A 19,428-nucleotide genomic window follows, 5' to 3' on the forward strand; every position below is an offset into this window, starting at 1 on the left:
GGATCCGGGATCGTCAGTGCTCGGCGGCCGTCGGAGACGCGGCCGCCTGGGACGCGGTCGTCGTCGTGGACGCTGCGGATCCGGGCCGGGACGGCTCGGCATCTCCCCGGCGCCGGTGCCACCAGCGCAGCGCGTGGTCGATTCCGAACCCCACGATGACGGCGAACACCACCGCGATTCCGACGCCCAGCAGCGGGTTGTCGTGTACCCACTGGCCGGCGAGCAGCCCGATGCCCAGCGCGTAGGCGACCCACGTGATGCAGGCGAACAGGTCGTACAGGAAGAACCGGCGGTGCGGGAATCCGGTCTGACCCGCCACGTAGTTCACCGCGACCCGCCCCCACGGGATGTATCGCGCGGTGAAGATGAGCGCGGCGCCCCGTTTGTCGAGCTCGTACCGGGCCCAGTCGAACATCTTGTGCACCCGCGGCCGGCGCATCCACGCCCAGCGCTCGGTACCGATCGTGCGGCCGAGCAGGTACGCCATGTTGTCCCCGGCGACCGCGCCGACCAGAGCGACCAGGCCGAGCACCACGAGGTTCGGCTCGCCGCTCTGCAGCGACAGGGCGGCGAGCGCGACGAGCGCCGTCTCGCTGGGCAGGATCGTGGCGAACCCGTCGACGAAGAAGAACACCAGCAGCACGGGGAACAGCCAGAGCTGCCCCGCAGCATGCAGCAGCCAGGCGTTCAGCAGGTCCATGCCCTCCACGCTACGGCGCGCGGGAAAGGCCGTCGTCATACCGGAGAATGATGTTCCGAACTGTTCACCGCGGGCGGATGCCCAGAAGCCCAGCCTTCGGCGCGATTCTCACCTCGCCGTCGCGGGACCGGACGCGGGGGGCGGCAGGGGCGTTCAGACCGCTGTCGCATGCTCCGCGCACGGCACCGCCACGCAGGTCGCGCACACCACCGCCTGATGCCGGCACGACGGGTCGGGGCAGTTCGCGGTGCGGTTCGTGGCGGCGCCGCAGCCGGCGCACTCGCCGATGACCGCCGCATGATCGGAGAAGTCCACGGATCCGCGGCCGTCGAACACATACAGGGATCCGTCCCACAGCCCGTCGTCGCCGAACTGCTCGCCGTAGCGGACGATCCCGCCTTCGAGCTGGTAGACCTCGCCGAAGCCGCGCGCCGCCATCAGGCTCGACAGCACCTCGCAGCGGATCCCGCCAGTGCAGTACGTGACGACCGGCCGGCCCTTGAGGTCGTCGTAGGCGCCCGAGTCGAGCAGCCCCACGAAGTCGCGCGTCGTCTCCACCTCCGGCACGATCGCTCCGCGGAAGCGGCCGATCCCGGCCTCCAGGGCGTTGCGCCCGTCGAAGAACACGACGTCGTCCCCGCGCTCTGCCACGAGTTCGTGCAGCGCATCGGGGCTCAGCCGGGTGCCGCCGCCGACCACGCCGTGCTCATCGACCTGCAGTTCGTCCGGGGCGCCGAACGAGACGATCTCGTCGCGGACCTTCACACTGAGCTTGGGGAAGTCGACGCTGTGCCCGTCGGCATCCACCCCGGTGCCCTCGCTCCACTTCACGTCCGCATCGCGGAACGGCGCATAGGAGCGGAACGAGCGCAGCCATTTCTTCACCGCGGGCAGGTCACCGCCGAGGGTGCCGTTGATCCCGTGCTTCGAGATCAGGATCCGCCCGCGCAGGTGCAGTGCCTCGCACAGGTCGCGCTGCCAGAGCCGGATCGCCTCCGGATCCGACAGCGGCGCGAAGGCGTAGAACAGCACGATCTTCGGGGTGGGCACCCAGCGATCCTAGTCGCGCTCCTGCGCGGTCTTCCGCCGCGCCCAGGCTCCGGCCGACTCACTGGACAACGCGAGCAGGGCGAGGCATTGCAGCGACGCGGCGAGGAGCGTGCCGTTGAGCCCGAGCGTCGCCGTGCCGTCGAGGTAGTCGATCGCGGTCGAGAGCACGCCGATCGCCAGCAGCACCATCAGGATCGCCCGGGAGCGCCGTCCCCGCCGCAGCACGAACCAGGCCATGAGCAGCTGCGCGAGCGAGACGAGCACGCCGAACCCGAGGAAACCGATCAGCACGGCCACCTCGGGTGCCTCGCCGGAGGAGAACAGCGCCCGCACGCCCGGGTCGGCCGCGGCCCCGACCGTCAGACCGAGCACGTCGATGATCGCTCCGATCACGACGACGCCGACGGCGAAGAACGTCGACAACGGCGCCCGCCGCACGGACCGCTCGGCCGTGGCGCGCAGCGACTCGCCGTGCCCCTCACGCGGAAGGCCCTCGGCCGACTTCGTGCCGGAGAGATCGTCGGCGCCCTCGTCCGCCTCGCCGGGGGCCGTGCGCACGCGGGTCACGTCGAGGATCGGCAGGTCGCCATCGGTGATGAACCGATCGCCGCCGCCATTGCGGGAGTGATAGCCGGTGGTGAAGTCGTGCAGGAGGCGCAACCGCACGGCGGGATCCGCGTCGCGTGCGCTCTGCACCACGAAATCGCGTTCGACGTCGGTGTTCTCATCGATCCGGTGGGTCACCTGCAGGGTGAACAGGCTGAGCCCGACATCGGTGTCGTAGGTGCCGGCGCCGAGCCAGTCCGTCTTCGCTCCGCCGGGCAGCAGCCAGCCCGGCGGGCAGTGCCAGAACCGCACGTGGTGGCGCTGCTTGGGGTTGCCCGCCACCTCCTGCTGGTACGCGACATCGTGCCGTCGGCCGAACAGCATCAGCGGCGACACGGGTGCCGTCGGATAGCTGCGCCGCGTGAGCGTTGACACGATGATCCCCCAGGTCGAGGCGGCGGTGATCTCGTCTGCACGGTGCCACCTTGCCCTGGTCATCACCTCGTCGAGCTGCGCCGCGGTGCCGTCGACGCCGAGGTTGACCGGATCCCCGAGCAGGCCGTCGCCCGTGCGCGTGCGCCCGAAGAAGTAGTCCGGCACGTAGAGGTCGCTGAGCAGGCGGTGCAGCCGCGGCAGCACGAGATACGCCATGATCGCCCACACGGGGATGAACAGCAGCAGCGCCCACGGCGAGCGGAAGCCCTCGATCGAGATGATGATCGCGAGCCAGACCGCCGAGGCCGTGCCGATCAGGAACGCGATCCGGTCGAACACCGTGGAAGACGGCAACGGCTGCTGCATCTGCAGCGCCCAGCGGCGCCTCGACGGGTGCTGCGCGTCGCTCACGGCTGCCCTCCTTCGCGGTCCTCTCTCATCCTGGCACGGGGGCCGGGCGCCCGCCCGGCTGCCCGGTCAGGACCATCCCGTCGCATCGGATAGGATGGTCAGGTTGTATTCCTGGTGACGTGTCCGAGCGGCCGAAGGAGCACGCTTGGAAAGCGTGTGTTGTGCAAGCAACCGCGGGTTCGAATCCCGCCGTCACCGCCAGATCGAAGGCCCTGACTCCCCCAGAACCGCTGGGGAGCCGGGGTCTTCGTCGTGAACCGGCGCAGCGGCTACTCGCTGAGTGCCTCCGCGACCCGGAAGAGGTGGCGGGAGAGCATGTCCCGCGCGCTGTCGGCCGAACCCGATGCGATCGCGTCGACGATGCGCGCGTGCTCCTCGTCCGAGGAGGACTGCCGGGCCTTGGTGATGTTGAGGAACTCGGACTGGGGATCCAGAGCCTGCCGCAGCGAGTCGACCATGGCTGCGAACACGGGATTGCCGCTCGCCTCCGCGATCAGACGGTGCAACTCCCCGTCCAGGCGCACCCAGGCGCGCAGGTCCGCGGTGTTCCGCATGCGCTCGACGAGGGCGCGCATCCGGTCGAGCTGCTCGGGGGTGCGGCGTTCCGCGGCGTATCCGGCGGCGGGGATCTCGATGTGCGGCCGCGCCTCGATGAGATCGACCGCCGAGTAGCCGCCGAAGGTGAGCCCCTGTCGCGGGCTCTTGGCACGGATGTACGTTCCGCTGCCGGTGAGCGTCTCGGTGAGGCCGAGCGTCGCGCACGCGCCGAGCGCCTCGCGCAGGATGGCGCGGCTCACGCCGAACCGCTTCGCCAGCTCGACCTCTCCGGGAAGCCGGTCGCCGACCGCCACGCCGTCGCTCGCGATGAGTGCGAGCAGCGCCTGGAACGTCGCCTCCGCGGCGCTGACGCGCTTGATCGGGGTGACGGGAACGGCGTCCTCGAGCACGATCCACCTCAGCTCTTCCGGAAGCCTCAGCATACCGGCGCCCCTGCGGCCCCTTTGCGCAGCAGCACGTGCGCACCCTAAGCTGTCCGACAGCTGGACAGAAACTGTCCAACCAACCGCCGATGAAGGAAGGCTTTGGGGTGACGCAGAACAAAGAGGTTCAGGTCGAGAACGGGCGACAGGAAGCCGTCGCAGACGTGGGCGACCAGGGGTACAAGAAGGCGCTCAAGCGCCGGCACATGAACATGATCGCCATCGGCGGATCGATCGGAACCGGCCTGTTCCTCGGCGCGAGCGGCCGCATGGAGATCGCAGGACCCTCACTGGCCGTCGTCTACATCGTCTGCGGCCTCTTCGCGTTCATCGTCGTCCGGGCCCTGGGCGAGCTGGTGATGTACCGCCCGTCGTCGGGCGCGTTCGTCTCGTACGCGCGCGAGTTCATGGGAGAGAAGGGCGCCTTCACGGTCGGGTGGTTGTTCTTCCTCGACTGGGGCACGACGGTGATCGCCGACATCACCGCGATCGCGCTCTACACGCACTTCTGGTCGTTCTTCACCCCCATCCCGCAATGGGTGATCGCGCTGGTCGCGCTCGTGATCGTCATGGCGATGAACGTCACCTCGGCGGTGCTGTTCGGGGAACTGGAGTACTGGTTCGCGCTGATCAAGGTCGGCGCGATCGTGCTGTTCGGCATCCTGGGCGTCTACCTCATCGTCACCCAGACGCCGATCAACGGACACACCCCCGGCCTCTCGATGATCGCCGACAACGGCGGGTTCTTCCCGATGGGGGTCGGCGCCATGTTCGTCATCGCTCTCGGCGTCGTCTTCGCCTACGGCGGCACCGAGATGGTCGGCGTCGCCGCCGGCGAGGCCCAGGACGCCCGCTCGGTCGTCCCCCGTGCGGTCAACTCCATCATGTGGCGCATCATGCTCTTCTACGCCGGATCGGTCGTGCTCTTCACCCTCCTGATGCCGTGGAACGCGTACAAGGCGGACGAGAGCCCGTTCGTGACGGTCATGGGCGCTATCGGGATCCCGCACGCCGGCGACATCATGAACCTCGTCGTCCTCACCGCCGCCATGTCGAGCCTGAACGCCGGGCTGTACTCCACCGGTCGCACGCTGCGCTCGCTCGCGATGGCCGGCACCGGACCGAAGTTCGCCAAGCGGATGAACAAGGCAGGCGTCCCGTACGGCGGGATCCTGATCACGACCGCGCTCGGAGCGGTCGGCGTCTTCCTGAACATGGTCGTCCCCGGTCAGGTGTTCGAGATCGTGCTCAACCTCGCGGGCCTGGGAATCGTCGGGGTCTGGGCGTCGATCATCGTCTGCCACTGGCTGTTCATCCGCAAGATGAAGCGGGACGGACGGGAGCGCCCGGCATTCCGTCTGCCGTGGGCGCCCGTCACCAACGGCGTCACCCTGGGATTCCTCGCGCTGGTCGTGCTCCTCATGGCCCTCGACCCGGGGGTCGGTCGCATCACTCTGATCGCGTTCGTCGTGGTCATCATCCTCCTCGTGATCGGCTGGTACGCCGTCCGCGGGCGGATCGACGCGCACGCGCTCACCACAGCGATCGACGTGCGTCCAGCGGGCATCGACGACGCGCCGACCGCTCCGGGCGCGAATGACTGAGCAGCAGCAGAAGCCGGGAGGATCCGTGACCGCTCAGCGGCCCCGGTCCTCCCGCCCGCTCGCGATCCTCTACACCGGCGGCACGTTCGGGATGGTCCCGTCTGCGCACGGCCTGGTTCCGAACCCGCGCCTGCGGACCGAGATCGAGGGCCTCATGGCGGGAGTCAGGGGAACCGACGGGCAGCCGGCCGAGTGGGTCTACACGGAGACCCAGCGCGCGATGGACAGCGCCGAGATGGACTGCGCGGCGCTCGGCCGACTCGCCGATCAGCTGCGGGAGATCATCACCCGGGACGATCCCCGCGCGGTCGTCGTGATCCACGGCAGCGACACCCTGGCGTACAGCGCGGCGTTCGCCGCCTTCGCGCTCGCCGATCTGCCGACGCCGATCATGTTCACGGGAGCCCAGCTCCCGATCGGATTCGAGGGCACCGACGCGATCGACAACTTCTCCCTCGCGATCTCCGCTCCCGACCGGGATGCGCTGCAGGGCGTGCACATCGCGTTCGGCGGATCCGTGCTCCCCGCCGTGCGGGCGACCAAGCGCTCGGCCCAGAGCCTGCAGGCGTTCGCCGCACCACGGACGCTCGCGGCGGAGCCGGTCGGGGTCGACGACCGGCTCGCCGACGCGCTGCGACGCGCGGCCGGCGCACCGGCGCCGAGAACCGGACTGGTGAAGGTCGTCCCCGGTGTGAACGCACTGCAGCTGGTCGCCGCGATGAACGAGTGCCCGACCGGGATCGTGCTGGAATGCTACGGATCCGGGACGGCACCGGCCGTGAGCGGCGGGCTCGCCGATGCGATCCGCGCCGCCACCGGGCGAGGCACGGTCGTGCTCGCCGTCACGCAGTGCGAGGACGGATCGGTGGTGCTCGACAGGTACGCGGTCGGATCCGCCTTGGCCGACGCGGGAGCGATCGGCGCCGGCGACATGACCAGCGAAGCCGCGCTCGGAAAGCTGGGTGCGCTGGCGCGTGCGGGCTTCGCGGGTGCCGAGCTCAGGGACTACCTCGGGACGAACCTGATCGGGGAACGGCACGGGTGAGACGCCCTGTGGCGAGGCGCGCGCGTGGTGAAACCACCCGCCCTGCCACCAGGGAGCAGACGCGGCGTGCGGTGGGCGGGATGTCGGGGGATCTCCCGCCCGCCGCACGTCGCCAGGACCGGACGACGCCGGGCTGCGGCAGGAGCTCAGAGGGCCGCTGCTGCGGGGATCCTGATCCCGTACGTCGTGCTGCCGTCGCCCGAGGCGAGCTTCGTGAAGCCGAGCCGCTCGTAGAAGGCGCCGGCGGAGTGATTGTCGGCGTTCATGGCCAGGTGCAGGCCTGGGACGCCGCGGTGAGCCAGCTCAGCGAGCAGGGTGTCGATCAGCCGCCGCCCGAGGCCCTGCCCTTGTGTCTCCGGAAGCAGGTCGATGTGCAGGTGCGCCGGGTACCCCTGCACGATCGGACCATCGCCGGGCTTCTGCCGGTCGCCATACGCGATGAAGCGGTCCTGCGGCGTCGGCTCAGCCGCACCCGATGCGCGGTAGCGGTCCCGTCGGGACGGCCACCATTCGTCGCGGAACCACGAGGCGAACGCGTTCGTGTCATCGGTGGCGACGACGTAGCCGATCACGCGCGCGTCGTCGGCCTCGACCACCCAGCACAGGCTCGGATCGCGCCGCGCGTACGGGACCGCGAACAGGTCGCCCCAGAGCGCGTCGTCCTCGAGCATGCCGGTCGCGTCGGCGCCGACGTCAGCCGTCTTCACGCACACGTCGTAGAGCCCGTCGACGTCTTCGGGGCGGAACGGTCGGATGCGTGCCACGTGGCCATGCCTTTCTGTCGGCGCCCTGCGTCTCGGCGCGCTCGCTCAGGCGCCGCGAGACGAGGGACGCGCAGGGGCCTGCGGATCCCCTCAGCCTAGCGAGGCGGAACCGCCCAGGGATCCCGCGTCGCCGCCTCGTCGAGCACGCGCGGCGACCGGACCCAGCGCCACAGCACCGCCGCCACCAGGAAGGCCGCGCCGGCACCGATGAGCGCACCGCCGACGGTGTCGCTGAACCAGTGCACGCTGAGCACGGTGCGCGAGAATCCCATCGCCACCGTCCACACCACTCCCCCGATGGCCATCCACAGCGTCGGGAACAGGAACCACAGCACCACGGCGACGGCCGCGGCGTTCGCGGTGTGGCCGGAGGGGAAGGACCCGAAATCCGACGCGATCAGCAGATCCTGCGGTCGCGCACGGCCCAGCGACCTCTTCACGAGCTGCACCACGCCCGCGCTCACCACGAAGGCGATCAGCGCGAACAGGGCGCCGCGCCAGCCCCGCACGAGCCAGGCGAGGGCGGCGATGACGAGGGGGGCGAGGATCGTCGCGACCCATCCTCCGCCGAGCACGTTCATGACCAGCGCCCAGCCGACGAGCACGGGGCCGCGCCACTCGCCCATCTCCAGGTTCCAGGCGTCGTCGAGCGACACGATCACGCCCGGGGCCGTGGCCAGCACCACCGCGGCGACGACCGTTGCCGTCACCCCGATGATGCCGAGGATGAGGGCGAGCCGACGTGTCATCCGGCCATTCTCCCCCGACGCGCTGTCGCACTTCGCATCCGGCGCCGACGCCGCGCCGGTGGAACGACGAAGGCCGGCACCCGCCGAGAGGGGCACCGGCCTTCGAGGGATCGCTCGGATCAGCCCTTCGTCGCGCCGGCCAGGAGGCCGCGCACGAAGAACCGCTGCAGTGCGAAGAACACGATCAGCGGAACGATGATCGAGATGAACGTACCCGCGGACTGCAGGTACCACTGATTGCCCCAGGTGCCGGACAGCGAGTTCAGCGTCTGGGTCAGTGGCAACGACGATTCGGGCGCGAAGATCGTCGCCACGAGCAGGTCGTTCCACACCCACAGGAACTGGAAGATCGCGAACGACGCGATGGCAGGCATCGCCAGCGGCAGGATGATCCGGAAGAAGATCTGCCCGTGTCCTGCCCCGTCCACGCGGGCCGCCTCGACCACCTCGCCCGGGATCTCGGCGATGAAGTTGTGCAGCATGAAGATCGCCAGGGGCATCGCGAAGATCGCGTGCGCGATCCAGACTGTGGCGAAGCTGTGGTCGACGTCGCGCAGGGTGAAGCCCGGGAAGATCTGCGTCCCGAACAGGGTGAGCCCTCGCGAGAACAGCGACAGCAGCGGCACCAGGGCCATCTGGATCGGCACGATCTGCAACGCGAACACGAACACGAACACGAGGTTCTTGCCCTTGAAGTTCATCCACGCGAAGCCGTAGGCCGCGAGCGAGGCGATGAAGATCGGGATCACCGTGGCCGGGATCGTGATCGCCAGCGAGTTCACGAACGAGGCGCCGAGGGTGAGAGCCGTGCCCCCGGAGTTCAGCGCGTCGGCGTAGTTGCTGAGCGTGAACGACGGATTGACGAAGACCGTCCACCAGCCCGTGCTGTTCGAGTCCGCCCCGGGACGGAACGACGTGACGAACAGCCCGAGCGTCGGGATCGTCCAGAAGATCGCGATGATCACCGCGGCGATGGTGGCGCCCCTCGACGTGAGCCGCTTCTGCGCGGTCGCCTCGTTGCGGCGGGTGTCGCGTTCGACCTGGCGCTTGCTGCGATTGTCGGTGACGATCGCCTGTGTCGCACTCATCAGCGGATCTCCCTCTGCTTGGCCATCTGCCGGGCGTTGTAGATGATCAGCGGCAGCACGAACAGGAACAGCACCACGGCCAGCGCCGACGAGTGCCCGTAGCTCTGGAAGCGCTGCTGCTGGTTGACCATCTCGAAGCCGAGCACGGTGCTGTTGGCCCGACCGCCGGTCATCACCGCGACGATGTCGTAGACCTTGAGCGATGCGATCGTGATGGTGGTCAGCACCACGATGAGCGACGAGCGGATCCCCGGGACCGTGACGTTGCGGAACCTCTCCCAGGCGTTCGCGCCGTCCAGCGACGCCGCCTCGATCTGCTCGGTCGGAACCGCCTTGATGGCCGCGGACAGAATCACCATGGCGAACCCGGTCTGCGTCCAGATGAACACGATGAGCAGGCAGATCGTGTTGACCAGCGGAGTGGTGTCCAGCCAGGACACCGGCTTGCCGCCGAACAGCGTCACGATCGCATTGAGCAGGCCGATCTGGTCGCCCTGCCGGAAGTCGTAGATGAACTTCCAGATGATGCCGGCGCCGACGAAGGAGATCGCGACGGGCATGAAGACGAACACCTTGAGGATCTTCTCGCCGCGGGCGCGGTCGATGAACACGGCATAGGCGAGTCCGAAGATCGTCGACACGATCGGCGCGATGAGCGCCCAGATCAGCGTGTTGATGACGGACCAGAAGCCCTCCGGGTTCGTGAAGACCCACTGGTAGTTCTCGAGTGCGACGAAGTCCTTGCCCGTCTTGTCGAAGAACGACTGGATGATCGTCGACACGGCCGGGTAGATGAGGCCGACGATGAGGAGAAGGGTGGCCGGCGCCATGAACAGCGTGAGCTGGAACAGGTAGCCGGAGCCCTCACGCGCGCGGTAGTCGGCGAAGAACAGCAGGCCGCCGGCGACCAGGGCGATGATCATGACGTAGACGACGGCGTTCTGGTAGGGCCGCAGCATCATGAACGCGAGCACCGGGATCGCGAAGCACGCCACCAGACGCAGCCAGAAATAGCCCTTCCCGTGCCGCGGCGCGTACTCGATGAGCACCAGCAGGATGCCCGCGACGATGGCGAACACGAGGAGCACGAGCGGGATCTGCAGCAGCGGGTTCAGCCCGCCGAGCCACGTGAAGAAGCTGTTCAGTGAGAAGCCGAGCGACGTCGGCTTCGGGTTGTCCGCCGGACCACCGGCGAGGAGGGCGATGAACACCCCGATGATCACGACTGCGCCCACGATGTAGGCGCCGATCGTGACGGATCGGGAAGCGGTCGTGCGGCCGGAACTCACGGACTCGGTCTTGCGATCGGATCGCGTGGTCTCGGTCGCTGTGGATTGCGACATAGGGACCCCTTATGACGGTTCGACGATGAACACTTTCAGGACCTTCCCGAACGACTGCGGGGCCGCCCGCGATGGCGGACGACCCCGCAGCCTCTCAGGTGGTACTCAGACTAGTTCTTGTAGCCGGCCTGGATGTCGCTCAGGACCTGATCCGTCGGCTTTCCGTCGACCCAGCTGACCATGCCCTTCCAGAACGAGCCCGAACCGACGGTGGCCGGCATCAGGTCGCTCGCGTCGAAACGCAGCGTGGTCTTGGGATCCTGCAGCGTCTTCATCGCGTCCTGCAGGAACTGGCTGGATGCCAGCGAGGCGTCCGCGTTCTTGTTGGCCGAGATGACGCCGCCGAGCTTGACGCGGGCGTTCGCGAACTCGGGCGAGGACATGAACTCCAGGACCTTCTTGGTCGCGGCGCTGTCGGTGAAGCCCGCGACGAACTCGCCGCCGCCTTCGATGGTGTTCTCACCCTCCTTGACGCCGGGGAGCACGAACGCGTACACGTCGCCGTCGGGGGCGACCTTCGGCGCGGCGCCCGCCTTGGTCTTCACGTCGAGGAAGTTCGACGAGAGGAACGAGGCCTGGTGCGTCATCAGGCAGGTGCCGTCGGCGACCTTGGCCGCGACGTCCGCGAACGCGGTCGAGTTGATGCTCTTCACGTCGCCGAAGCCCGCGTTGACGTAGTTCGGGTCGAGCAGGATGGAACCCACCGCGTCGAAGGCCTGCTTGATCTGCGGGTCGGTGAACTTGACGTCGCCCGCGACCCACTTGTCGTAGACGTCGGTGCCGCTCTGACGCAGCACGAGGTCCTCGATCCAGTCGGTGCCCGGCCAGCCGGAGGCGTCACCCGAGGCGAAGCCCGCGCACCACGGAGCGGCACCGGTCTTCTCCTGAAGCGTCTTGGTGAGTGCCAGCAGGTCGTCCCAGGTCTTCGGCACCTCGACGCCGAGTTCCTTGAACTTCGCCGGCGAGTACCAGACGTAGCCCTTGACGTTGGCAAGCATCGGGGCGGCGTAGAACTTGCCGTCGATGGTGCCGTACGTCTTCCAGTCCTTCGACCAGTTCTTGTCGACGTTGGCGGAGACCTCCGAAGGGGCCTCCTTGACCTGACCGGTGCCGACCAGGCTCTTCAGCAGACCCGGCTGCGGCACGATGGCGATGTCCGGGGCGCTACCACCGGACACCTTGGTGACGATGTTGCCCTCGAAGCCCTTGTCACCCGTGTAGACGACCTTGATGCCGGAGTCCTTCGTGAACTGGTCGAAGGACTTGTTCAGCAGATCCGCCTCGGATCCCGTGATACCGCCGGAGATCTTGACGGTCTCCCCCTTGCCGGACGAATCCCCACCGCCGGACGAGCCGCCTTCGGCACAGCCCGCGAGCGCGAGTCCGGACACCGCAAGCAGCGCCAGAGGCGCGATCAGGCGACGTCGCTGAGACATTCCCATACGTTTTCTCCTTCGAATTCGCGGGGTCGAGTTCCCCAGCGCTGGGGGCTCCTTCAGGAACCGCTTCCAGGCGACACTAGTGACCCTCGTACCCATTGCGCAACGTGCGTCGGATCACAACTGGGTAACCGGGCTCGCCGCGGGGCCGGATCCATGGGAGCGCTTTCAAGGAACCGGTTCCATAGTGTGTGAGATATCGCTATGGTGAGGGGATCCGTTTCGAGGAGGACACGCCGTGACCGGGATCATCGACGTCGCACTGCGGGCGGGCGTGGCGAAATCGACGGCCAGTCGCGCGCTCAGCGGGAACGGCTACGTGTCCGCAGAGACGAGAGAACGCGTCGAGCGCGCCGCACGGGAACTCGCCTATTCCGCGCACTCCAGCGCGTCGAGCCTGGCCACGGGGCGCACCTCGACGATCGGCGTCATCATGCCGATGGCCGACCGATGGTATTTCGCCGAGCTGCTCGCCGGCCTCCAGCAGGCGCTCATCGCCGACGGCCTCGACCTCGCGCTCTACGGCGCCGCGGAAGGCAGCGCCGAGCGCGCCCGAATGCTCGATCACGCCCTGGCCGGTCGCCGCTTCGACGGCATCATCGCCGTCTGCCTCCAGCCGGGAGCGCACGAGCTGGAACGCCTGGCGGGCATCGGTCTGCCGCTCGTGTCGGTCGGACCGTTCACCGAGGGGGCCGACACCGTCACGATCGACGATGTGGCGGCCGCACGGGTCGCCACGGAGCATCTGATCGACCTCGGCCACGAGGACATCGCGTTCCTCGGCGACGCGCTGGACGGCGACCGTTTCAGCTACGGCGAGCACAAGCGCCTGGACGGCTACCGCCAGGCGATGACCACCGCCGGGCTCGAGCACCGGATCCGCGCGGTGCGCACGACGTCCACGATCCCCGAGGCATTCGCCACGGCCGCAGCACTGCTCGCCGATCGTCGTCACCGCCCCACCGCGATCGCGGCTGTGTGCGACGAGGCGGCCGTGGGCGCGATCATCGCCGCGCAGCGCCTCGGCATCGGCGTACCCAGCGAGCTGAGCGTGATCGGGATCGACGACCACCGCTACGCCGAGATGTTCAGCCTCACCACGATCCGGCAGAACCCACGGGAGCAGGGCATCGAGGCGGTTCGCCTGCTGCAGGCGCGGATGCAGGACACCGACGCGCCCCTCGAGCACGTGATCTCCCCGGCGACACTGGTGGCCCGCCAGTCGACGGCGGTCCCACGCCTGGAAACCGCCCGCTGACCTGCTGCCGAGCCGCTCGACGAGCTCGACGAGCCGGGTCCGCGAGAGACGCACGAAGGCCCCGGGAGAACCCGGGGCCTTCGCAGCGTCGGAACGCGAGGAGAGGCGCCTTGCGCCTCGCTCGACGGACCTTACTTGAGGGTGACCGTCGCGCCGGCCTCTTCCAGGGAAGCCTTGGCCTTCTCGGCAGCCTCCTTGTTGGCGCCCTCGAGGACGGCCTTCGGGGCACCGTCGACGACAGCCTTGGCCTCGCCGAGGCCCAGCGAGGTGAGCTCGCGGACGACCTTGATGACCTGGATCTTCTTGTCGCCGGCAGCCTCGAGGATCACGTCGAACGAGTCCTTCTCCTCCTCGGCCTCGGCAGCACCAGCGCCACCCGCAGCGCCGGCAACGGCGACGGGAGCAGCAGCGGTGACGTCGAACTTCTCCTCGAACGCCTTCACGAACTCGCTGAGCTCGACAAGGGTCAGACCAGCGAACTGGTCGAGCAGCTCCTCAGTGGTGAGCTTCGCCATGATGTTTCTCCTAATAGATGGGGTTTTTGGGAAAAGACCGGGGAGGCTCAGGCAGCCTCAGCGGTCTCCAGCTTCTCGCGAAGAGCGTCGATGGTGGCCGCAGCCTTGCCCATCGTCGCCTTCATCATGCCCGCGGCCTTCGCAAGCAGAACCTCACGGCTCTCCAGCGAGGCGTACTTGTTGACCTCGTCGGCACTCAGGGCGTTGCCCTCGAAGATGCCGCCCTTGATCACGAGAAGCGGGTTCGCCTTGGCGAAGTCACGCAGAGCCTTGGCGGTGGCGACGAAGTCGCCGTGCACGAACGCGACGGCCGACGGACCCTTGAGGTCGTCGTCCAGCGCCGTGATCCCCGCGTTGTTCGCGGCGATCTTGGTCAGCGTGTTCTTCACCACGGCGTAGCTCGCGTCCTGACGGATGTTGTTGCGCAGCTGCTTGAGCTGGGCAACCGTCAGACCGCGGTACTCGGTCAGCAGGACGGCGTTCGAGTCCTCGAAATTCTTCGTGAGCTCGGCGACCGATGCATCCTTCTGCGCCATGGTCACTCCTTGATGAGTACGGGATGCTCCACGGCGGTGGAGCACCGACCTCGACCGCCGCGCTCTGCAGGCAAACAAAAACGCTCCGGCGCAAGCGCACGGAGCGTGATCCAGGATCTGGAGATCGTTCGTGACACCTGCGCGGGCCTCTGCTGATCGGATCCAGGATCCGGCAGTGCTTCGATCGCCTCATGCTCGCGCACACGACGATGACCAGCGGTCTTCGGTTACGTCAAGACTACGGCATCCTGCCCCCTCGCCCAAATCGAGAAGGGCTGCCGCCACAGGATCCCGGTCAGACACGCGGCCACCCGCCACCTCCCCACTCGTCTCCCGTGCTTGCCTCCTGCATTCCGCCGACCGCGCATGCTCTCGACGAGCCCACACGCTGTTGGCGCGTGGGAGATGTGTTCTCGGCGAGAGCGTGTGCACTCGGCGCACGCCAGCCGCTCGCAGAGACGGAACGAATCCGTGAGTCAGGGCGGGCAGATGCCGAACGAGCCGAGACGCCGCGCCAGGCCTTCATCCGTGCGGATGTGCGACGAGCCCCATCGGGCCATGCGCCGCTGCGTGCGGCCGCGGATCCAGTCCTCGCGCTGCTTCTCCGCGAGCAGGACGTCCTCGATCGAACGTCCAGAGCGCATCGCCTCGTCCCGGTACTTCGTCTCGCCGTCGAACTCGCCGAATGCGCGCACATCGTCCAGTCCGAAGTCGACGAAGTACATCTGCCCGTCCGGCGCCGGCACGCCGACCTGCAATCGCGGTGCTGCGAAACCCAGCCGGTGGAGCCGCAGCCTGCTCACGCTCTCTCCGGGGAGCTGCGCCCGACCGTCGGCGAAATCTGCCACCCAGCGCGCCTGCCTGATGCCCCGCGCACCGGCCGCCTCCTCGAGCCGCTGGGCGAGGCCGGCCTGCCAGGACTCCACCGCATCGAGATCCCACTCCCGCCCTCGGAGCGCCATCATCCGCTCGGCAGCGTCTGCGGCGCTGACCGCGGCCTCCAGTGGCATCGACCGCGCGAGATCGAAGACGGTCCGCGACAGGCTCGTGCACCGGATCCCAGAGATCACCGAGGTGTCGAACGACCCGAGCGGCGCCACGTGGCGCTCGACTCGGACGTTACTCGAGGCGCGTTGCGGAACGCTGGACGTGATGTGGACGCGATCCGGCGCCATCCGATACAACGGCAGACCCCAGAGGACGGCCGCCGAGACGTGCGACATGACGATCGGACCGCGGGCCTCCCGTGCCGCAGCGACGACCTCGATGAGATGGCGCTGCTCGGGCCACATCACCTTCCATACGCCGACATCGACGTACCACCCCCGCCGCAGCTGGTGGAGCGTGCGGTCACGGACGGCTGAGGCCAGGTCCCGGTCCGTCCATCCGGCGCAGAGAAGCGCCTGCCGGGATCGCAGCTCGGGTGCGAGTTCGAGAACGTCGTTGACCATGCGTCATGGTGTACCGCGACCGCTGCACCATGGGGACCGAGTCCCGCAATCAGTGCAGAACCTCCCGCGACCTCGTCGTGTGCGGGGCGCAGGCTCGCTCGCCGCTCCGGTCGACGAGTGCGCACGCTCTCGACGAGCACACACACTGTTCGCGCGAGGAACGTGTGCTCTCGCCGACAGCATGTGCACTCGGAGTCTGGGAGACCGGGACCGCGCCACGGGATCCTACGGCGTGCCAGGTCAGGAGCGTCGGCGGGCGGAGGTAGCCTCGATGAGTGACCCCGGAACTCGAAGCGCGGATCATCGCGGATTCCCGCGATCGGGTGGCGTGGCTGCGGGCCAGGGCACGCGGTATCACCGCGACGGACGTCGCCGGGCTCACGAGCGAGACGTCGATCGCCCGCGCGGCGGATGCCAAGCTCGGCGCGGGGCCCCGGTTCGGCGGCAACGCCTATACCGACCACGGCCGGCGTCGCGAACCGGAGATCGCCGCCTGGGTCGCCGCGACGCACGGGATCATGCCCTCGTCTGCACTGTTCTGCGCCGAGGTCGAGAAGCGGCACCTGGCCACCCCGGACGGCATCGTGCAGGAGCCGGACGGTCGCGTGCTTCTCGCTGAGATCAAGACCACCAACAAGTCGTGGCGCTCCATCCCCCGCACCTATCTGCGCCAGGTGTGGTGGCAGCAGCATGTGCTCGGTGCCGAGCGCACGCTGTTCGTCTGGGAGGAGCATGACGACTTCCAGCCGATCCACGACGAGCCCAAGTCGGTGTGGATCGACCGTGACGACCGCGAGATCGGCCGCCTGGTCGGGCTCGCCACGCGCCTGATCGATGAGCTCTATCACCGCACGACGGGCCAGACCCCTCCGCGGCCCGCACCGGCCGCACCCAGCAGCCGGGATGCGCTGCGCGAGCGTGACATGTTCCGCGCGCTGGCTCTCGCGGAGTGAGCGCGCGCAACGCTCACTCCGTCACGTGCAGTGCGGATTGGCCCCGAGTGCGCCTGTCGTCAGCGTCTTGACCAGACTCGCCGAATGCCAGTTCGTACCCACCTGATTCGTGACCGTGAAAGTGACCGTGCTGCCCAGGACGTTGTTGAGGATGCCGCCCAGCAGCCCCTGATTGAGAACCATGGTGTGGGTGTACGGTCCTGACCCTGAGCTGGAGATCACCGCCGAGTAGTTGGACGGGTTGGCTGTCAGCGTGCTGATCGGGGCCGTCGTCGGCGACAGCGGATACGCCGATTGCCAGGTCACGGTGACGCCGGTCAGGATGTTGAGCGCCTTCGTCGGCGTGCAGGTCAGGTTCGTCGGATCCGAGAGGGTCGCGGCCGTCACGGTGCCGCTCGCGACGTACTCCCCATCCGTGTACGAGGCGTCGGTCAAGGTCGGCCGAGGCCAGAGCAGCGCCGCCGCGCATGCTCCGACGACGAGCGCGGCGAGGACGCGACGTCGCCACGACGAGCGCTCCGCGGCGGTCATGAGCCCTCTCCCTTGCGACGTCGCCCGAAGAGCAGGAGCAGTGCCGAGACGCAGAGCAGGACTCCGCCGACGACGAGCGCGGGAAGCGGCACGGTTCCGCCAGTCGCCGGCAGCTGCGCCCCGGGCCCCGTCTGGATCCGATCGCCGAACCCGTCCGCGTGGACGCGGATCTGCGTGGCTCCCGCCCCGCGGTCACCGGCGAGCCGCACGTCCAGGCGGACGTGTGCGACGTCGTCGGAGGAGATCGTGTCGAGCTCCACCGTCTGTCCGTCGCGGGGAACTCCCCAGCCGCTGCGGAGGACGTGAGAGCCGCCGGCGCAATCCTCCCCCTGCCACGCGACGGGGCAGAGTCGGACGTCGACCGCGACCGGCGCGTCCCCGAGAGCGCTGATGCCGACACGGACGGTGCCAGGACTCGGCGCAGCTGCGCTCACCTCCAGATCCCAGCGAACGCTGACACCCGGCCCCATCGTCGAAGCCGCCGCCCAATCGGCACTCGACACGATGCGCACGTATCGGCCCTGCACGACCTCGGTCGCCGGATCCGCCCCGGCTCCGGGCATCGGCCCGATCAGAAGCAGTGCAGACGCCAGCGCGACGAGAGCAGGCAGGGCACGACGGTCACGGCGACTCATGGCTCTCCCGTCGAGGCCCGGGTGCTTCCTCCGGACCTCTCCCGGAACCACGACCGCGCGGCCAGAACGCCCAGACCACGAGGACCGCGACGCCGATCGTGATCCCTCCGAGCACGAACGGATTGCCGAACGCCACGATCACCGGCGCGAGTCCGGGGATCGCAAAGCGCACAATCCGCACGGTCGAGACCGGATACGGCGCCACGTCATCCTGCGCGTTCGCATCGCCACGCAGAGTGAGGAGACGCTCGCCATGCTTGGAGCCGTCGGCGACAGCGCGCACCCGGTGCGTGACAGGAAGCTCGCCCGGCCGGTCGACGGTCACGACGTCGCCGACGTGCACCTCGGACGCGGGGATCTGCTGCACGATCGCGACGGATCCGGTCGGGATCGTCGGCGCCATGGATCCGGTGCGGAACATGATGAGCGTGATGTGCGCCGTGAACGCGAGGATCACCAGGACGATGCAGATGAGCCCCGCCAGCGCCACGACCCAGAGCAGGATCTCGCTGAGCACTCCGCGAACCGAGGCACGGGGCTTCCGACCGTTGTCCGCGGTGGCACCCGCCCCCTGCGCCTGCTCCTCCGCCGATGCCGTGCTGCGCGCTTCGACCCGCTCGCCTCGCCCCTCGTCCGCCAGCGCGTTCTCCCGCGCGGCGCGGCGGGTGGTCGGCTGTCCCATCTCGGTCATGCTGTCCTTCTCCCTGTGTGACGTGCGGCGGATGTGCGTTCATGGATCCGGTGGGCGGCGTTCCCGCCGAGGGCTCAGCCCGATGTCGCGACGAGCTGCCAGGTCTGCGCGATCGCCTGGCCCTGCATGCCGTTCGACGCCCCCACCGGAAGTGAGATGGCGAAGCAGTAGTACACCGGTGTGCGGTCTGCCGCGAGCGTCTGCGAGACAGCGGCAGAGGTGCCCAGCGTGGAACCGTCCGGGATCACCGCTCCGCCGCCGGCGTAGCTCGCCGCGTTGCACTGCCCCATGGCGCTCACGGTCCGTACGCCGTAGCGCAGGTCCGAGAGAGCGCCCGTCGGAGTGCCGGCGGAGATCTGGACGTGTCCCGCGATCGAGCCACTCGTCGCGCGGACGGCGAACGCCGCGTACGACGTGTTACCCGGGAACAGCCCGGTCACGGCGGGGCTGAAGCTCAGAGCCGCCGCGTTCGAACTGGTGTGCTTCGAATAGTTCGTGCCGTCGAGCGACCCTTCGACGCCGAACCTCGCCGCCGTGAACGTCCCGTTCGCGTACTCCGCGTCGTTCCAGCTCGCCAGCGTCGAGGTCGCCCCTGTGCCGAGCACGAGCCCGCCGGCGAGCAGGGCGCGGATCCGCAGCAGTCGGATCCGCCGCCCGCCGGCGCGCGGTGCCGCTCGCCTCCCCCTGCGGGTCAGCATCGCGGC

At 68.7% G+C, this 19,428-nt stretch carries 20 protein-coding genes and 1 tRNA gene; 5 read left to right on the forward strand and 16 right to left on the reverse strand.

Annotated elements, in window-relative coordinates:
• Positions 1 to 13 precede the first annotated feature (13 nt).
• The 3 genes from AC1DMN_RS07640 to AC1DMN_RS07650 all read right to left on the reverse strand — a co-directional run bounded on the left by AC1DMN_RS07640 (position 14) and on the right by AC1DMN_RS07650 (position 3,142).
• Positions 14 to 700: a DedA family protein gene (locus tag AC1DMN_RS07640; protein WP_441977700.1), complete on the reverse strand. Its 687-nt coding sequence runs from the start codon at positions 698 to 700 to the stop codon at positions 14 to 16.
• A gap of 153 nt (positions 701 to 853) precedes the next feature.
• Positions 854 to 1,750: an oxygen-dependent tRNA uridine(34) hydroxylase TrhO gene (trhO, locus tag AC1DMN_RS07645; RefSeq protein ID WP_477229573.1), complete on the reverse strand. Its 897-nt coding sequence runs from the start codon at positions 1,748 to 1,750 to the stop codon at positions 854 to 856.
• Positions 1,751 to 1,759: 9 nt separating this feature from the next.
• Positions 1,760 to 3,142, reverse strand: coding sequence for an LssY C-terminal domain-containing protein (locus AC1DMN_RS07650; RefSeq protein WP_477229574.1), 1,383 nt, complete (start codon positions 3,140 to 3,142; stop codon positions 1,760 to 1,762).
• Positions 3,143 to 3,255: 113 nt separating this feature from the next.
• On the opposite strand from AC1DMN_RS07650, the gene AC1DMN_RS07655 reads away from it, so the two are divergent.
• Positions 3,256 to 3,343, forward strand: a tRNA-Ser gene (locus AC1DMN_RS07655).
• Positions 3,344 to 3,411: 68 nt separating this feature from the next.
• Here the strand turns inward: AC1DMN_RS07655 and AC1DMN_RS07660 are convergent.
• A complete protein-coding gene (locus tag AC1DMN_RS07660; RefSeq protein WP_477229575.1) occupies positions 3,412 to 4,122 on the reverse strand; it encodes a FadR/GntR family transcriptional regulator in 711 nt (236 codons plus the stop codon).
• 107 nt (positions 4,123 to 4,229) lie between these two features.
• Between AC1DMN_RS07660 and AC1DMN_RS07665 the strand changes: the two genes are divergently transcribed.
• Both AC1DMN_RS07665 and AC1DMN_RS07670 read left to right on the forward strand, forming a co-directional pair.
• The gene (locus AC1DMN_RS07665) at positions 4,230 to 5,726 is read left to right on the forward strand and encodes an amino acid permease (protein ID WP_477229576.1); all 1,497 of its coding nucleotides are present in this window, start codon (positions 4,230 to 4,232) and stop codon (positions 5,724 to 5,726) included.
• Positions 5,727 to 5,751: 25 nt separating this feature from the next.
• Positions 5,752 to 6,771: an asparaginase domain-containing protein gene (locus AC1DMN_RS07670; RefSeq protein ID WP_477229577.1), complete on the forward strand. Its 1,020-nt coding sequence runs from the start codon at positions 5,752 to 5,754 to the stop codon at positions 6,769 to 6,771.
• A gap of 146 nt (positions 6,772 to 6,917) precedes the next feature.
• On the opposite strand, the gene AC1DMN_RS07675 is transcribed toward AC1DMN_RS07670, so the two are convergent.
• From AC1DMN_RS07675 to AC1DMN_RS07695, 5 genes are all read right to left on the reverse strand, one after another.
• Positions 6,918 to 7,535: a GNAT family N-acetyltransferase gene (locus AC1DMN_RS07675; protein ID WP_441977706.1), complete on the reverse strand. Its 618-nt coding sequence runs from the start codon at positions 7,533 to 7,535 to the stop codon at positions 6,918 to 6,920.
• 95 nt (positions 7,536 to 7,630) lie between these two features.
• On the reverse strand, positions 7,631 to 8,284 hold the full coding sequence (locus tag AC1DMN_RS07680; RefSeq protein ID WP_441977707.1) for a phosphatase PAP2 family protein: 654 nt from the start codon (positions 8,282 to 8,284) through the stop codon (positions 7,631 to 7,633).
• A gap of 119 nt (positions 8,285 to 8,403) precedes the next feature.
• Entirely contained in the window at positions 8,404 to 9,372 is a 969-nt protein-coding gene (locus AC1DMN_RS07685) for a carbohydrate ABC transporter permease (RefSeq protein WP_440733897.1), read from the reverse strand.
• Entirely contained in the window at positions 9,372 to 10,715 is a 1,344-nt protein-coding gene (locus AC1DMN_RS07690; RefSeq protein ID WP_441977708.1) for a carbohydrate ABC transporter permease, read from the reverse strand. Before AC1DMN_RS07690 ends, AC1DMN_RS07685 begins: the two co-directional genes overlap by 1 nt.
• Before the next feature lie 110 nt (positions 10,716 to 10,825).
• Positions 10,826 to 12,157 carry an ABC transporter substrate-binding protein gene (locus AC1DMN_RS07695; protein ID WP_440733899.1) on the reverse strand — a complete coding sequence of 444 codons (1,332 nt, stop codon included), beginning with the start codon at positions 12,155 to 12,157 and terminating at the stop codon, positions 10,826 to 10,828.
• A gap of 235 nt (positions 12,158 to 12,392) precedes the next feature.
• Between AC1DMN_RS07695 and AC1DMN_RS07700 the strand changes: the two genes are divergently transcribed.
• Positions 12,393 to 13,412, forward strand: a complete 1,020-nt coding sequence (locus AC1DMN_RS07700; RefSeq protein WP_440733900.1) for a LacI family DNA-binding transcriptional regulator — start codon at positions 12,393 to 12,395, stop codon at positions 13,410 to 13,412.
• A 131-nt stretch (positions 13,413 to 13,543) separates the two neighbouring features.
• On the opposite strand, the gene rplL is transcribed toward AC1DMN_RS07700, so the two are convergent.
• From rplL to AC1DMN_RS07715, 3 genes are all read right to left on the reverse strand, one after another.
• Complete coding sequence (rplL, locus tag AC1DMN_RS07705) at positions 13,544 to 13,927, reverse strand: 50S ribosomal protein L7/L12 (protein WP_045250549.1); 384 nt, start codon at positions 13,925 to 13,927, stop codon at positions 13,544 to 13,546.
• 47 nt (positions 13,928 to 13,974) lie between these two features.
• Entirely contained in the window at positions 13,975 to 14,463 is a 489-nt protein-coding gene (gene rplJ / locus AC1DMN_RS07710; RefSeq protein WP_045273388.1) for a 50S ribosomal protein L10, read from the reverse strand.
• A gap of 476 nt (positions 14,464 to 14,939) precedes the next feature.
• Positions 14,940 to 15,914 carry a hypothetical protein gene (locus tag AC1DMN_RS07715; RefSeq protein ID WP_440733901.1) on the reverse strand — a complete coding sequence of 325 codons (975 nt, stop codon included), beginning with the start codon at positions 15,912 to 15,914 and terminating at the stop codon, positions 14,940 to 14,942.
• A 275-nt stretch (positions 15,915 to 16,189) separates the two neighbouring features.
• Between AC1DMN_RS07715 and AC1DMN_RS07720 the strand changes: the two genes are divergently transcribed.
• A complete protein-coding gene (locus AC1DMN_RS07720; RefSeq protein ID WP_440733902.1) occupies positions 16,190 to 16,867 on the forward strand; it encodes a YqaJ viral recombinase family protein in 678 nt (225 codons plus the stop codon).
• A gap of 21 nt (positions 16,868 to 16,888) precedes the next feature.
• Here AC1DMN_RS07720 and AC1DMN_RS07725 read toward each other — a convergent pair whose 3' ends face one another.
• From AC1DMN_RS07725 to AC1DMN_RS07740, 4 genes are all read right to left on the reverse strand, one after another.
• Entirely contained in the window at positions 16,889 to 17,398 is a 510-nt protein-coding gene (locus tag AC1DMN_RS07725) for a hypothetical protein (RefSeq protein WP_441977711.1), read from the reverse strand.
• On the reverse strand, positions 17,395 to 18,033 hold the full coding sequence (locus AC1DMN_RS07730; protein WP_477229578.1) for an LPXTG cell wall anchor domain-containing protein: 639 nt from the start codon (positions 18,031 to 18,033) through the stop codon (positions 17,395 to 17,397). Before AC1DMN_RS07730 ends, AC1DMN_RS07725 begins: the two co-directional genes overlap by 4 nt.
• Positions 18,020 to 18,724, reverse strand: a complete 705-nt coding sequence (locus tag AC1DMN_RS07735; RefSeq protein WP_441977713.1) for a signal peptidase I — start codon at positions 18,722 to 18,724, stop codon at positions 18,020 to 18,022. The genes AC1DMN_RS07730 and AC1DMN_RS07735 overlap by 14 nt, the downstream gene beginning before the upstream one ends.
• Before the next feature lie 74 nt (positions 18,725 to 18,798).
• On the reverse strand, positions 18,799 to 19,422 hold the full coding sequence (locus AC1DMN_RS07740; protein ID WP_441977714.1) for a SipW-dependent-type signal peptide-containing protein: 624 nt from the start codon (positions 19,420 to 19,422) through the stop codon (positions 18,799 to 18,801).
• Between the last annotated feature and the right edge of the window lie 6 nt (positions 19,423 to 19,428).

This window comes from Microbacterium sp. 01T413_2 (genome assembly GCF_056398985.1).

Coding starts and splice junctions, on each gene's coding strand:
- AC1DMN_RS07640 (WP_441977700.1), bottom strand. CDS start 700: ATGGACCTGCTGAACGCCTGGCTGCTGCATGCTGCGGGGCAGCTCTGG.
- AC1DMN_RS07660 (WP_477229575.1), bottom strand. CDS start 4,122: ATGCTGAGGCTTCCGGAAGAGCTGAGGTGGATCGTGCTCGAGGACGCC.
- AC1DMN_RS07680 (WP_441977707.1), bottom strand. CDS start 8,284: ATGACACGTCGGCTCGCCCTCATCCTCGGCATCATCGGGGTGACGGCA.
- AC1DMN_RS07685 (WP_440733897.1), bottom strand. CDS start 9,372: ATGAGTGCGACACAGGCGATCGTCACCGACAATCGCAGCAAGCGCCAG.
- AC1DMN_RS07690 (WP_441977708.1), bottom strand. CDS start 10,715: ATGTCGCAATCCACAGCGACCGAGACCACGCGATCCGATCGCAAGACC.
- AC1DMN_RS07695 (WP_440733899.1), bottom strand. CDS start 12,157: ATGGGAATGTCTCAGCGACGTCGCCTGATCGCGCCTCTGGCGCTGCTT.
- rplL (WP_045250549.1), bottom strand. CDS start 13,927: ATGGCGAAGCTCACCACTGAGGAGCTGCTCGACCAGTTCGCTGGTCTG.
- rplJ (WP_045273388.1), bottom strand. CDS start 14,463: ATGGCGCAGAAGGATGCATCGGTCGCCGAGCTCACGAAGAATTTCGAG.
- AC1DMN_RS07715 (WP_440733901.1), bottom strand. CDS start 15,914: ATGGTCAACGACGTTCTCGAACTCGCACCCGAGCTGCGATCCCGGCAG.
- AC1DMN_RS07725 (WP_441977711.1), bottom strand. CDS start 17,398: ATGACCGCCGCGGAGCGCTCGTCGTGGCGACGTCGCGTCCTCGCCGCG.
- AC1DMN_RS07730 (WP_477229578.1), bottom strand. CDS start 18,033: ATGAGTCGCCGTGACCGTCGTGCCCTGCCTGCTCTCGTCGCGCTGGCG.
- AC1DMN_RS07735 (WP_441977713.1), bottom strand. CDS start 18,724: ATGACCGAGATGGGACAGCCGACCACCCGCCGCGCCGCGCGGGAGAAC.
- AC1DMN_RS07740 (WP_441977714.1), bottom strand. CDS start 19,422: ATGCTGACCCGCAGGGGGAGGCGAGCGGCACCGCGCGCCGGCGGGCGG.